Genomic DNA, 14114 nt, shown 5'->3' with positions numbered 1-14114 from the left:
TTGATTAATTATTAAGTTATGAATTCCTATGACGAGTCCTTCCATCATATACATAGAAAATGCACATGTACCTACCTAGAAAAAAAAGTAAGTAAAAAATTATCAAAAAAGAGGGATATACTGTATCGAATAACTGACATAAATAAAATGCTGCAGATGAGATAAAGGCAAACCATAATAATGCATTCGTAATGAAGAGTCGTTCCTTCTGTTTTTTAAATTCTTTATCTACATCGACAAAACGATCTTTAATACCAGAAGCTAGGTTCGCTCCGAATGAGTCTTTATAAAACTTGATATTTTGCTCGATGAATAGTAACGCTGTTTTTTGATTGGAAATAAATATCTGGAGCAGCAATGTAAAGACAAATAAAGAGATTAAAATAACGAGGTTTTTTATTGATTGTGTATTTTGATAGTCAAAAGAAGTCAAGCCTAAAACAAAAGCTGCTGGAATAGCTATAAGTTTGTTTTGAGAATCGTTTATTACTCCTTGTATTTTTTGATTAAATTCAAGCAACTTAGAATCTATCTCAAGCTTAAGTTTATTAAATTTGAAATCACTAAGATAGAAGCTAAAGGCAGCTCCAGCTTTAGATAAGAAATCATCTATCTTATTAACAAATGTAATAAGGCGTGTCGCCTCTTCAACCTGTGAAAGGAAATCGATAAGTTCGTTAAGAAAAATATGTTTCTTCTCTTGAACTTCACTATCTCTCATCACATTGAGAAATTGATTAAGACAGCCTAATTTTGACATAGACAACGCAACGATATCTTCCAATGAAAAAATCAATGGAACCAAAATATATCTATCCTCCCGACCGATAAAAGCATATTTGTCATCAACTTTAAGATAGCTATATTTCGCCATAGATTCCAATACCGCTACCAAATTTACGAAAGCCTTATAATTTTCATAAAAGGACGCTTGATCTATGTAACATCCTTCATCATATAAAAACACATTATTCTCAGGAAGACTATATCTATGATTATTAAAAAAATAGAGCGACTGTGTATAAACTCCAAATTGGCTCAAGCTAGCAATTGAAAGTTCTAAAGAAATAAGATCCCCCTCTTTCAACTCATCCTCAAGCAATTCACTTTCTAAAAGCCCCTGTATGCTATTCAATTGCCTAAGGAAATCGAGAAAATCAGCTAAATTATTAATTCTATGTTCTATTAACAATACATCATCTTCTATTTGACAATTGTTCTTAGTAATCAGATCAACAAGAGCATGAATCATTATAGTGCCTTAATTTTTTCAGCAAACTCCATCGGAATATTTTTAAAAATTAGGTCGTTTGACTTCTTATCATACACAACTGTTTTATCAAGAAGCATTGCCCCTTTTTCAAATTCAATTTTATAATTCTCGCCCTCATAACTCACATATTTCAACTGTTTCATCTTCGCTTTATCCCCTCCTATTACCGAGCTAACTTTATAGTCCTCTCCAATAGCAAAATTTTGGAAGCTCTCGGGGTCATCTTTATTAATAAGCTGAGAGATGTAGGATAATAAAATTTCCTTTTTATTTTTCATCCGTTCTTCACAATACGCAAAAACGTCATTTTTCAATTGACTCTTCTTCTTGCGTGAGTATTTTTCTTTTTCAAAAAATGCATTCATGGCAGTCAATAACCTTTGTGATGATTCAGAATTAGTATTCTTATTATCACAATCTATAAATGTCATAAAATAGTGGCTCACCTGCTTCATGCCTTTTACAAATGAAAGGTAGGTTATCCGATCAGTTTCTTCTTCATTCTCTATATTAGCCCATTCTGTCAAATTGATTAAACAAGCGACATCTACTTTACTAAGATCTAAATTCTTAATATTTTCTAGAGTGAGATTTTTCTCATTTACGACATAGCCCTCTTTATTATTAATCATCAACACCAAAAGAAAATCATTTTTTGAGGTCTTATTAGTATACTCACACAAAATCATATACCCTCCTGTCGAAGTGGGGGTCAAGCTTAATACAGAACCATAGTAATCTAAGACATTCTTTGAAAATTCTAGAAAATCATATTCTTCAAGTTTATATCCAATTAAAAGATCACGGAATCTAGGATTTTCTCCAGAAAATATACCGTAGATAGGCGAAGACTTTCTATGGTACGATTTATCCAAGTTTCCCATAAAAACCTGTTCCTTTTCACTGATGGCTATTAATCCATCAGCAGCTTTCTTCTTCACTTCTTTAAAACCAGCTGTTTTTAAGAGCTGATGAATGACAAAATTCTTGATTTCTAAATTTTCTCCTATTTTTTTTAATTCCACGATTCTTAGGGTTTATAAATTGTAATTATTCTTGTTAAACTTATTCCAGTTTATGATAACATTGTATGAATACTTGCAATCATTATTACAGCTAAGTTAAACTCTAATTTCTATGATATTATACGGGAATCCGCATTTTCTAAATTTTATTTTAAGCTGTTTATTGACTTTTGCTTTGCGTAAATAATTGCCTATAGCAAGATAATGAATTTATTCGAGTGTTATTCCAATTCAACAAAGATTCTGCGAGTTTTAGTCTGCTTTCACCTGCGGCATTGCACAGCAATGCGTCTTATTAAATACTCTGTTGCGCATCTTGACTTTATCCTTGAAATGACGCGCAATATTCTGGGTAATTTCTTCAAAATTGTCCCTTCCATCCTCTTTCTGATGATAAAAGATCTTGATGCCGGCACAATTATCGTGTTCGAAGATCATATTGAGTAACGTACGATCCGACAGTCCACACGAGTGCCCCCATATGTAAATGACATATGGTTCCGCAGAGACAAAGTTTACCAAACGAGAATATTGATTGGTACGGAAATAAGCAAAGGACTTAATATGTTTTAAGTATGCATTGATATTGGTTTTCTCCATCTTCAGATAGTCGTCGTCTATCTCATCGCCATAGCCGAATATCAAGGGATTTTCGGGATTATTGAGCGTGCCGTGTATGGGGATGTAACCTGTATCGCTACCAGATGTGAGCTGTCTAACCAATGAGGTATAATTGAAGTCAAGAAACTTAACAGAGGTAGAATTGATAAAACCGTGCGGCGTTTTACTTACTTCCTTATTTGCTAACTGATGTTTTTCCAAGATAGCATGCGTATTTATATCTTCATGTACAAATTCTTCAAACACGGAATTGACCTGCGCTGCTTTCGATACATCTGTAAGATATTCCGAGAGCTGCTCTTTAAGCTCATCCAGTTCTTGGTTTAATTTATCTAACAACTCCGTACGTTCTTTAACGGAAAGATCATGATAATATTCCGCGGTATAACGTTTTCGCTCAACAAGAATTTTTTTAAGCCGCTGATAAAAATGGCTTTCGATGTCGACCCAATTGTATTCCCTTTTATCAGCTAGAATCCCTTCAAGTAGTGACGATTTCACAGTGCCCCTAATATTGAAATATTTATTACGAAGCTCGATTGTTTGATACTGATCGTTCAACGTGTATTTCCCTTCCAATAACTCATCTACCAAATCTTCGATACTCGAGAAGGATGGAGCACTGTATATAACTGTACTCGTGGATGCGCAGATCTCAAATATCTGATTGGAAACATGTATAGGCCGTTCTGAAGCATTTTTATCTTCAAAAGAGGCTTCTCTGAAACATTTGATGACAAACCATTTTATAAAGGAATTGTAATCGGTCTTGAGACCATGCGCCAGATCAAAGCCATTGCCGATGATTATCAATTTATTCATATGCTCAAATATTTTTTTGTTTAGAGGCCTTGTTCTAGTTCGGTTGTCCTATACCACTGATTAGTTCAAGATTAAATTTACGAATTTCAAATATATCGCAATATAGGAAGTTTACATGCAATCGTATTTTAACGTAATTACGAATACAGCGTATCCGCAATCGGAAACATATTACTACGCTCTGTTTTCTATTACGGCGTTAAATAGGTAAAAATGGCATCTATACCAACAAGTAACGAAATAAATAAAAAGATGACAATCAATGTGCAGCCGATCTCGCTAAGCCGATCTTTCCAAGTCTCCTTAGTTATAAGTGGCACCAAATGCTTACTTAACTGAGGAGATTCAACATGGAACAAGCTGATTTCTGAATCTTTATCAATCCACGCACTCCCATCGGGAATCAAAGCTATCTTTTCAAATGCATTGTCCTTTTCCTGATCTTCCAGATCTTTAGAGGCGCATAATAATTGATAGGCAAACATCTTCAATCCTTCCTTATTAGCTTTAATAAAATATTTATCCTCTCTGGATTCACTGGAATCATAGAAGATGCCGAAACGACCGATGTCTATAGCACTATCTAATGCTAAGGTTTGTTTCAGAGAATCTAGTGTTTCTTTATTCATAGTTGGTTATTTTCTAGGCAAAATACAGTGTAAATATAGATAAATGAGTATTAATATTTTCACTAATATTTCCTACTTTTAGAGAAGTAAAGAAAATTATGAATTCCATATAAAGAGGCTTTGTCGCAAAATTCACAGTATGAAAAAAATAATGATGTGGACATTTTTACTTGCAATATTCGGCTGTTGTAATGCAAATCTGGAGTCCACTAAAATATCATTAGAAGAAATTGAAGAGATGTTTTCCAACATGGAAGCAAATGGCGTTTATACGGATACGACATTGCTTTGGGGTTATTTCTTTACTTCAAACAAAAAGGACGATTTCGAAAAGGTTGCCAACGAACTTAAAAACAAAGGATTTGAATTTGTGGATATTTTTCAGGCAGATGATAAGAGTTATTGGCTGCATTTGGAGCGAAAAGAAATTCATAATGCTAAAAGTTTGTATGAACTTGACGAGGAACTTTACGAAATAGCTGGCAAGTATAAAATCACTTATGATGGTTTTGATGTCGGTAATGTAGACGAGGACAGGCCACTTGAACGTGATACTTATGTAGTTCCTGAGGAATTTAAAACCGTCGATCACCAGAAAGACAGTTTTCCCTGCTTATTAATCGGTAATACTGCATTTGACCGATTTCCGCATAAAGAGGAATTTTGCTATTTCATTAAGGTAACAACACCGTATAACATGGATGAAGAATCTATGCTACCAGTGCAAGGAGAACTGGACGAGCTGGATAAATTTGAACTTTTTTTTGAAAACAATTTGACGCAGAAAAATATCAAAAACTATTACGTCTTTCGTGATACCCATAAAGGAATCAGAAACTTTTATATAGTAACCAATGATAAAGTAGGTGCAAAAGAAGTTATCGATAACCTAAGCCAATCGGGTGAGCAAAGACCGTTTGAATTTGAAATCTCAACGGACAAAGAATGGAGTTTATATAATGCGTTTAGAGAAAAAATATAATGATGCGTCTTGGCATTATGGCGGAAATTATCTCCCAACTTTACCTGAGGAAAACTGAGCAACGCATTATCTGTGAAATAACTAAAGCAACTGACTAATGAAAACAGATGACAAACTCGAAAACATCGACTCTGAAGATATTGATGATCTGCTGATTGAGATTGAAAAATCATTCGAAATTTCGTTTGCAGATGCAGAGCTGTCTTCCATTACGACCTTCGGACAGCTATGTGACTTGGTTATGGAGAAAATTAAACTGGACAACGTTGACAGTTGTACCACACAGCAAGCATTTTACAAACTCCGTAACGCAATCTCCATTACGTTACAGATAGATCATAAATCGATATCGACAGACCTTCCATTAACAGTAATCTTACCCCATAAGGAGAGGCGACATAGGACTAAGAAGCTTGAAAGACACTTGGGGATTAAATTAAATATACTGAGCCCTCCTGGTTGGTTGATCACGACACTTGGGATTTCATTGTTTGCTTCCGCAGGCTGGCTATTTGTGGATACCTTTGTAGGGGCCTTGGGTATTTTGCTTACATATTCGGGATTCTGGTTTGCTCAAAAAGTAGGAAAAGAACTCCGTGTAGAAACGGTTGGACAACTTGCGGAAAAAATAACCAGGGAAAACTATGTTAGATCACGTAGAAATCCGAAGACTTATAATAAAAATGAAATAGTCGATCTCCTGACAGATATTTTTAGCGAGAACTTCGGACTGGACAAAAGTAAGTTGACAAGAGAGGCAAGACTTTTCTGAATATATGGATATTAAAAGAACAGTTTTCCGCCTGTAAATGCAACAATCAAATAAACGTTGTTTCAATTGAACGGCATGTATTAATTTTAAATCTTCATGAAAAAGGCTTACATTTTTAGTGGCTTAGGTGTCGACAAAAGAGTTTTTCAAAAAATAGATTTTGGAAACTTAGATGTCGAATTCATAGATTGGATTGAACCTCGAAAGGATGAAAGAATTGAGTATTATACGAAAAGGATTTCAAAGAAAATAAATGCTGAAAACCCGATTTTAATTGGTCTTTCTTTCGGCGGTATTATTGCTGTCGAAATTGCAAAAACAATAGCAATTGACAAGCTAATTTTAATTGCTTCGGCCAAGACTAGAAAAGAAATACCAATGCTGTATAGGATTTTGGGGAAACTAAAGATACATCACTTTATACCCGCACCTTTTCTTAAAAGCGCTAATTGTATTTCTAATTGGTTCTTTGGAGCGCAGACACCGAGCGACAAAATATTATTAAAACAGATCTTAGAGGAAACTGATAATAAGTTCCTTTACTGGGCTATAGACAAAGTAGTAACTTGGAAGAACCTGCAAATACCCCTAAATTATGTTCATATACATGGTCTCAATGACAGAATTCTACCTATTAAAAACATAAAAACGGATTATAAAATTCAGGGTGGTGGTCATTTTATGACAGTGAACAAACCAGAAGAAATAAGTAAATTGCTCAATAGGATCATTGGTTAATAGTTCAGTAAACTCTCTACATTATCTCAAAAAAATGTTTATCAGAAGACTTTTGGGTTCCCCAATGAAGGTTATGGCCTTTCTGACCACCGCTGTGGGGCTATTGGCAATTTTGACTTTTAGCTATTTTTTCTTTCTAGGTATTTACCTCTTGGGCATAGGCTTGCTGTTATATATCATCGACTTTGCCCTACGGAAGTTGTCAAAGAACCGGAGAATATACGAAGTTGGCCAAACTGTGCTAACCCTAGGTTATTTGGTTGTGGTATTTGTCTTCTACATGCGGTGGCAGGAGCACAACTACATCATATTGCCGAAAGATTTTGACGGACAGTCTGGTATCATTTTCGGTATCGAGGGCTACCCCGAACTACCCAAAGCAAAGTTTTGGAAGAGAACCATCACTCTGCCGGAAATGGGTATTCTGATTACCTCTACAAAATTTGAAGATATTCCTCGTATGGTCCGCTTTGGGTCTGCCGATTCTCCTGTGCTAGTCTATCCTAACGTGAGATGGAATCCAAATGTAACAGTAGACTGCATCGTTTGCGATAATAAAATTGAAGCCTGGAGCTTCTCGAAGGGAAAAGAAGACGGCTCAAATCTGAAAGACCTAATGGTTTCATTGTGCAATAATATTGTTGAAGGAAAGGAAAAAAGTTTTTATAAAAGTGAAGACTCATCTATTTTACAAGACGCTAACGGTAATTATCTATGGCTTATGAATCGAGGATTATCGACGCTACCTAGGGGGATTGGAAAATTATCCGTCTACAAAGCTATCTTGACCGACAACAATTTTACTAGTATCCCGGAACAGATTTTCGAGATAAAGGGATTAGAGGATCTTGTGCTTGCCGTAAATCCTCTTACGGAGTTTCCTTGCGAGCTCCCAAGACTACATTCCTTAAAAAGCGTGTCTTTCGCAGAAACGGGTATAACGAAGATCCCGTGCGACCTATCGAAGATGGATAGTTTAGCACATTTTGATCTATCTAGAAACGATTTAACTACGTTTCCAGAGAAGATAAAAACAATTCCCAGTCTAAAATGGCTTTCGTTGCAGAATAATAAACTAGCCGACATCACCTTCATTGACGAGCGCTTGCAAAAGCTGGAAACATTATATTTATATAACAATGTTATCAAAAGCTTAACCCAGGAAACAAAGTTTCTGGGAAACGTCAGGGAGTTGTTGATCTTCGACAACGAGATTGACAGTATTCCGGATAATATAGCTGATTTAAAAAATCTTGAAGAATTGGAGATATGGGATAATCCTATTACATATATCTCACCTAAAATAGCGACGTTGACCGGCTTACGGAGTTTGCGATTGGACGACGATTTTTTAACTGAACATGATAAAAAAAACTTGAGAAAATGGTTGCCAAACTGTACTATTTTCTTTCAAACAAGAGCTGAAAAAATGATGTCAGTTGATACTATTGCGGTAAATTAATGCAGCGCTGTTCCTTAATTGCAGCGTCAAAACAACGAAATGTAAAAGGTCACATCGACCAGTTCTCCCTGGCATGGAGTAAATCTTCCCTTTGTAGCCTGCCCGCCTATTTGGCATAGGGTCCCTTCGTTTTCTCGCGAAAACGATGCGCCTCATCCATTAACAGGACATCTGAAACGGTTGGGATATTCATAACGCAATTAATACTCAATCGTGACGCAATTGACGCAATTAATGACGCAATTCAATTTAAGATATAGTAGGCACCAGCACCTTTCACTCCACTGGATTTAAACATTTTTTTATATACTAATTCTTTGATGTCCCGTGTTGCTGTTTCTCTAGATATACTATTCAACGTCTGATAGTCACTATTCGTTATTTTTCCCTTTTCTTTCGCAAACAAAACAGCCTTCATCTGCCGGATGTTCAAACCAAGAGATTCAAGATAGTCGGCATTATAAATATCCTTCTTGAATACCACCCAAAAATCTAGATAATTTTCTAGCTTGTGGCAAATCTGACGGGAATTAAGGAAAATTATCAAATTATGGGACATAATTACGACCTTTATACAATGAGCATGTCGCAAGAAATATGGAAAGAATTTGTTAAAAAGTATCCACAGGCAAATAGTGGTAAACTATCTATCGAGCAGATCAATGTCCTGATGGCTGAATATATAGAGAAACGCAATGCGTCAGCAGTCGATGATTTTGATGGACTCAGCCCACACCAAATGCATCTCCTACTCCACTACCCCTTAGCTGAGGATAGCCCATTGAAATGGGTAGCTCCTCATTATGAAAGCGATTTGGCTGCAATCCCGTTATTGGTACTATCCGACATGCTGTTAGCAGAAATACAGAAAGCCGGCGAGCTCAGACTCACCGCGAAAGGTAATCTTCCGGTAGCGGTGTGCACATTGTTGGTGAAGAAAAATTTAATCGACTGGAAGTACATGAAATACGTGAAAATACTTTCGGAGGATAATATTCCATATATATGGCCAATCAAGGAGTACCTCACTACGGAAGGCTTGATCAAGAAACGTAATAACAAGCTGTCCGTGACAAAAAAGGGTGAAAAGTACCCAAAACTTGCTCACAGTGAGAGACTACAGCAACTACTTTCCTTTTTTACTGCTCGGTTTAATTGGCAGAATCTTTACGGCATAGAAGATGATGGAGAAATTGGTAACATGGGATGGGCGTTTTCGCTCTATCTGTTCAGGAAATATGGTCACGAAACGAAAAACGCCCAATTCTATGCGGATAAATGGATTCGTGCATTTCATACACAATACTGGACTGAACGGAATAATCCCGCTTACAATGCGATCATATCCGATATTAGATATGCGTATGAACACCGATTTTTCGGGTGCTTTGCCAAGTGGTTCGGTTTTGCGGAGGTTGAAGAAATTCAAATTCCAAAACAGGTGAGATCGCTGATGGAAGTAAAGAAGACGGAAACGCTGGACAAGTGCTTTGGAATGAGATAGGACATAACACATATTGGCCGACGCTCTTAGCAAGTTATAGGGTAGTATGAGGGCCATTAGCAGTGGGCTGTTTTTTTTATGTCTTCAAAATCATTCCGACAAACTTTTAAACGCCCTGTTCAGACTTCTTACAGTAACACCAAGATACGAAGCCATATCTTCTTTTGACATGGCTATTTCCTGTTTGGATTGCAGTTCCAAAAGTTTGCCCAAGCTATGCTCTATGGTGTACAATTGTTGGTATGATGCCCGACTTGCTGTATTGATAATACGTTCTGCAAAAACATCTAACAGCAGGTTGTTCAGTTTAAGGTCGTTTTTGATAAGTTCCCCAAAATAGTTTGGAGTAATAGCATAGACCGTTACATCTGTCATTGCTTCGATATTGCACAGACAAACGATCTTTCGGATAAACTCAATTTCGCCCACTATTTTGACCAAATGCACTTGATACAAATAGAAATGTAAAGAAAAGGCTGTACATTGTTCTTATTACCATCCAAATATCCTCCGTTTTAAAATTTAGCAAGTGAATTTACTCAATATCTCTAATAAATTGTACGATATTATTAAATGACACACTGCATTCCGTACATGCCCGATGAAAAATGATCGATCACATTCTACCGGCTATTTATAAGCTGTGTAATCAGCTTGACCATCAATTCTTTTTCCTGAGGATCACTCTGCGCTACTAATAAGGCCAACGTCACCAAAGCATTGTCATTGATCTTTATTTCACCGTCCCGTTTAAATCGATGTTTATTCTTCTCTAAAAACCACACAAACATAAAAGCTCCAATGCGTTTGTTACCATCAGTAAATGGATGGTTTTTAATGATAAAATAGAGCAGATGGGCAGCTTGTTTCTATACTGGAATATAAATATTGCCCGGCGAATGTCTGCACAACACTTTGCAATGTTCCCTCGAAGCTTTTATCTTTTTCATTGCCGAATAATGCTGTTGCTTCTTTTTTCTCTATTAGCTGTTTCTTAAGTTCAGTAATGGCAATCTTTGCTTCGGCATAATTAATTTCGTAAGTAATATTTTCATTGAGCTTTTTTGGTTCGATGGAATTGCTATCGAATTGGTTCAAAAGTACAAAGCTCTGGGTATACTGTGAAATGATATTCATAATACCCTTCGCCTCGTCTACATTTTCTAAATCTTTTGCCTTTTCGGCAATGAATTGCACAGTTTGTTGTAACTCGTCCAGACGTTTTTGGTTAATGGTATAGCCTTGGATGAGATATTCCTTCAAACGCTGGGTTGCCCACTGACGGAAAGCGGTACCTTGTTTGGATTTAACTCGGTAGCCTACAGATATAATAACGTCTAAATTGTAAAATGAAATTTCTCGCTGGACAGCACGGTTTCCTTCATTTTGAACTATAAGGGATTTCCTTAGAGTTGCGGGTTCGTCCAACTCACGCTCTTTGTAAATATTTTTAATATGCTCATTTACAGTCACTATATTTTTATCAAACAACTCTGCCATTTGCCTCTGACTAAGCCATACGGTATCCTTATCAAATTGCACCTCAATCTGGGTTAGATTATCTTTTGTTTGATACATTAAGATCTTGCTCATAGCTTTCTATTCTTTAGTTGAAGCGAGCTTCAATTGGTCACTTTTAAAGTTGGACGCTAACATAGTATAGACGCAAATATACTATTCTTTTATACTAAAAAAAATAGCAACAAGAACCGTAAAAATAGTTATTGATTTGTGCATCTAAACATTAACTATTATCAGCCAAGAATTCTGCTCTATCTCTAGATTTTGTTAACAGATCCAAAATTGTAGCAGAATCCTCTTTTTTCAGCCATACAAAAGACCTATCATCATATTGATCAACTTTTAAATAAAAACTCCAACCGTCCTTACAAGAAAAACATTTCCTTACTATCCTCCTACCTCCAACAAGGTGTCGTCATCACCATATACGGGAAACCGATCTACCGAATCTTGTCGGTTGCTGATCCGGCGTATAGCTTCATAATTCGTCGTATTTTTTGGCTGTTCCTTTGGCTTATTCTACGGGATATTTCTTGTTGTTGCGTTTGATCTTGTCTTCGATGATCTGCTTGATATCGAGATCATGTTTGTCGGCCAGTAAAAGGGCGTACATCAGTACATCCGCCAGTTCTTCTTTCAATTTTTTGGGATCGGATTCTTCGTTGCCTTTCCAGAGGAATAGTTCCAGCAGCTCGGAGGCTTCTATACTGAGGGCTAGCGCAAGGTCTTTGGAATTATGGAACTGCTGCCAGTCGCGGGCATCGCGAAAGTTCCTGATCTGCTGCAAGAGTTGTTGGATATCTGTCATGGTGTGCTTCAAAAACGGCTTGATGGCTAAATTTACGAATTTTGCGAGAGTTTCATTTACTCTTTCTTTATACTTGGTTCGCTACTTATTCGCAAGTTGTTCGGAAGAGTACCGGGATTTTACCGGGAAAGTACCGAGGATTTACCGTGTTGCGTACGGTAAATCCCCAGTAAACACTCGGTAAATCCCCGTTGGATGGGCGAACAGTGTGTGAATACGGTTTAAGTAATGTTCGAAGAAAGGACGATCTGACAAATCTGCCATCACCCGGCCGGTATAATCTTCTTTAATCTTTTCTTAACACTTCTAATAACTCTTCTCTTAATTCTTCTAATAGCTTTTCTCTTAAACTTATTCCTTCACCTTTCTTTTCTTTGTTACAGCACGCTTTTTTTAACGGTTATGCTGTGTTCTTCTAATAATTTCTCTCTTAAATCTCTCTTAATATTTTAATTTCTCTTAAGAGACCACTTCCTTATAAGACTTTTTAGTAAGAACTTCGGATTGTACAAAAGTAAGTTAACAAGAGATGCAGACTTTTCTAGCCCCATCTTTCGACTTTGTTGTTAGGTATATGGATTGCACTTAAATTAGCATCATTAAGGGTAAGTATGAGAAACAAGTCTAAAATAATTATTTACGAAGAACTGATGTATAAAGTTGGGCAGGACACTTTTATTGACAGCATGGCTGAAAATAATAATGCGGTGCTATTATCACTTACCCGACTCCCAACGCTGCTTTAGCTCCTTGGATATGAGCATCGCTTTTGGTTTCCACAGCAAAAAATCCATAGGCTAAAGCAGAGGCCGCCACTCTTTCTACTGATTGTTCAAAAATCTTATCCCAAATCTGTCCGCCCCGCTTCTCATATTCTGCAATCAATTCTTTTAGGCTTTTTGCTCCAAATACATTGAGGTGTCCAGAAAAGTCCATTGCCGGATCACCAACGTGCGCAGTAGTCCAATCAATAATTCCTGAAACTTCGTTGTTTTTGTTGGTTAAAATATGACCTGCGTAAAGATCAGCATGGATAAATCTAGTGAACTTAGGCCAAAGAGAATCATTATCTAGCCATGTTTTATACCGAGTTTCTAATTCTTCCGAAACACCAATTTCGGATTTTACCAATCTGAGTTGATTTTCTATGTCGTCCTTCAAATCTGTTGTGGTCTTTATTTTTAGATTTTTTGCGCTGACCTCAGATTTTGGAATTTGATGAAGTTCCACAAGTACTTTCGCCAACGAAGAAATATAGTTAGGACTATCCTTATCCATATTCCAGGTGACTTCATAAGTTATGCCATCGTAGGTAAGCGCTGGTTTATCTGTAAGTAGCGGATAGGCTACTAAATCATGTCCAGCAATTTTCCAATCTGGAACTTCAACCGAAAGATGTTTTTTGACCAGGTTCAATATTTGTTTTTCTTCTTTGATTTGATCACCCATATCATTACGTCTGGGAATCCGAAGTACCCATTTCTGACCGTTAATATCTGATACGACACCGACTCTAAAGTCTATACCCATATCATTGAATGTTATATCGTCCGTTATTTTAAGCCCATGAGCTTCAGTAAGGTTTTGAATGTCTTTGGTAGTCATCTTAATAGATTTTTAAAATGTTCGTAAATAACCTTTTCAGGAAAATTCAACAGCTGAACCGCTTCCAAAAAAAAGAGGTATAAAAAAAAATGTTAATTTTTGATGAACAATAACGCTATGCTCTTCTTAAAGGGTGGAAATGCTACGATTGCATTGGATTAAACCATCCAAGGTCTTGCAATTGTATTGTTTTTAGTATATAACATGTGGTAAACGTAAAAATTCAATTCAATTTCAGCAAATTTTTTATGAATTATTCAATCATAAGTGTATCCGCAAGGATCTGAGCATGACCAGCCGTGCGCCTTACCCGCAGGCGCACGGGATCGGGCTGCCGAGGCGGAAGATGGGG

15 protein-coding genes are annotated in these 14114 nt (G+C 36.6%); 5 read left to right on the top strand and 10 right to left on the bottom strand.

Annotated features, from left to right (window positions below; genetic code table 11):
* Positions 1–16: 16 nt before the first annotated feature.
* The 4 genes from EWE74_RS01050 to EWE74_RS01035 all read right to left on the bottom strand — a co-directional run bounded on the left by EWE74_RS01050 (position 17) and on the right by EWE74_RS01035 (position 4370).
* A complete protein-coding gene (locus EWE74_RS01050; RefSeq protein ID WP_130139690.1) occupies positions 17–1252 on the bottom strand; it encodes a hypothetical protein in 1236 nt (411 codons plus the stop codon).
* On the bottom strand, positions 1252–2298 hold the full coding sequence (locus EWE74_RS01045; protein ID WP_165384611.1) for a nucleoid-associated protein: 1047 nt from the start codon (positions 2296–2298) through the stop codon (positions 1252–1254). Before EWE74_RS01045 ends, EWE74_RS01050 begins: the two co-directional genes overlap by 1 nt.
* A 252-nt stretch (positions 2299–2550) precedes the next feature.
* Complete coding sequence (locus EWE74_RS01040) at positions 2551–3741, bottom strand: AbiH family protein (protein WP_130139688.1); 1191 nt, start codon at positions 3739–3741, stop codon at positions 2551–2553.
* Between the two features lie 191 nt (positions 3742–3932).
* Positions 3933–4370 (bottom strand): hypothetical protein, encoded by a 438-nt coding sequence (locus tag EWE74_RS01035; RefSeq protein ID WP_130139687.1) that lies wholly within the window; start codon positions 4368–4370, stop codon positions 3933–3935.
* Positions 4371–4509: 139 nt separating this feature from the next.
* Here EWE74_RS01035 and EWE74_RS01030 point away from each other — a divergent pair, with 139 nt between their 5' ends.
* The 4 genes from EWE74_RS01030 to EWE74_RS01015 all read left to right on the top strand — a co-directional run bounded on the left by EWE74_RS01030 (position 4510) and on the right by EWE74_RS01015 (position 8324).
* Entirely contained in the window at positions 4510–5352 is an 843-nt protein-coding gene (locus EWE74_RS01030) for a DUF695 domain-containing protein (RefSeq protein WP_130139686.1), read from the top strand.
* Between the two features lie 97 nt (positions 5353–5449).
* Positions 5450–6124, top strand: a complete 675-nt coding sequence (locus EWE74_RS01025) for an acyl carrier protein (RefSeq protein WP_130139685.1) — start codon at positions 5450–5452, stop codon at positions 6122–6124.
* Between the two features lie 96 nt (positions 6125–6220).
* The gene (locus EWE74_RS01020; RefSeq protein ID WP_130139684.1) at positions 6221–6862 is read left to right on the top strand and encodes an alpha/beta fold hydrolase; all 642 of its coding nucleotides are present in this window, start codon (positions 6221–6223) and stop codon (positions 6860–6862) included.
* Between the two features lie 34 nt (positions 6863–6896).
* Complete coding sequence (locus EWE74_RS01015; protein WP_130139683.1) at positions 6897–8324, top strand: leucine-rich repeat domain-containing protein; 1428 nt, start codon at positions 6897–6899, stop codon at positions 8322–8324.
* Between the two features lie 244 nt (positions 8325–8568).
* On the opposite strand, the gene EWE74_RS01010 is transcribed toward EWE74_RS01015, so the two are convergent.
* Entirely contained in the window at positions 8569–8808 is a 240-nt protein-coding gene (locus EWE74_RS01010; protein ID WP_130139682.1) for a hypothetical protein, read from the bottom strand.
* Between the two features lie 27 nt (positions 8809–8835).
* On the opposite strand from EWE74_RS01010, the gene EWE74_RS01005 reads away from it, so the two are divergent.
* On the top strand, positions 8836–9828 hold the full coding sequence (locus EWE74_RS01005; protein WP_130139681.1) for a hypothetical protein: 993 nt from the start codon (positions 8836–8838) through the stop codon (positions 9826–9828).
* Positions 9829–9918: 90 nt separating this feature from the next.
* Here the strand turns inward: EWE74_RS01005 and EWE74_RS01000 are convergent, their stop codons facing one another.
* The 5 genes from EWE74_RS01000 to mph form a co-directional block, all read right to left on the bottom strand.
* A complete protein-coding gene (locus tag EWE74_RS01000; RefSeq protein ID WP_206365106.1) occupies positions 9919–10284 on the bottom strand; it encodes a Crp/Fnr family transcriptional regulator in 366 nt (121 codons plus the stop codon).
* A gap of 167 nt (positions 10285–10451) precedes the next feature.
* The gene (locus EWE74_RS21175) at positions 10452–10667 is read right to left on the bottom strand and encodes a Fic family protein (RefSeq protein WP_317125950.1); all 216 of its coding nucleotides are present in this window, start codon (positions 10665–10667) and stop codon (positions 10452–10454) included.
* A complete protein-coding gene (locus EWE74_RS00995; RefSeq protein WP_206365105.1) occupies positions 10663–11421 on the bottom strand; it encodes a virulence RhuM family protein in 759 nt (252 codons plus the stop codon). Before EWE74_RS00995 ends, EWE74_RS21175 begins: the two co-directional genes overlap by 5 nt.
* Before the next feature lie 442 nt (positions 11422–11863).
* Positions 11864–12169, bottom strand: coding sequence for a nucleotide pyrophosphohydrolase (locus EWE74_RS00990; RefSeq protein ID WP_239018513.1), 306 nt, complete (start codon positions 12167–12169; stop codon positions 11864–11866).
* Positions 12170–12877: 708 nt separating this feature from the next.
* Positions 12878–13762, bottom strand: a complete 885-nt coding sequence (gene mph / locus EWE74_RS00985) for an Mph(E)/Mph(G) family macrolide 2'-phosphotransferase (protein WP_130139679.1) — start codon at positions 13760–13762, stop codon at positions 12878–12880.
* Positions 13763–14114 lie beyond the last annotated feature (352 nt).

It is taken from the genome of Sphingobacterium corticibacterium (assembly GCF_004208525.1).
Lineage (GTDB): Bacteria > Bacteroidota > Bacteroidia > Sphingobacteriales > Sphingobacteriaceae > Sphingobacterium > Sphingobacterium corticibacterium.
Note: the sequence above shows the minus strand (reverse complement) of the source record. Positions and strands in the feature narration are given on the sequence as shown.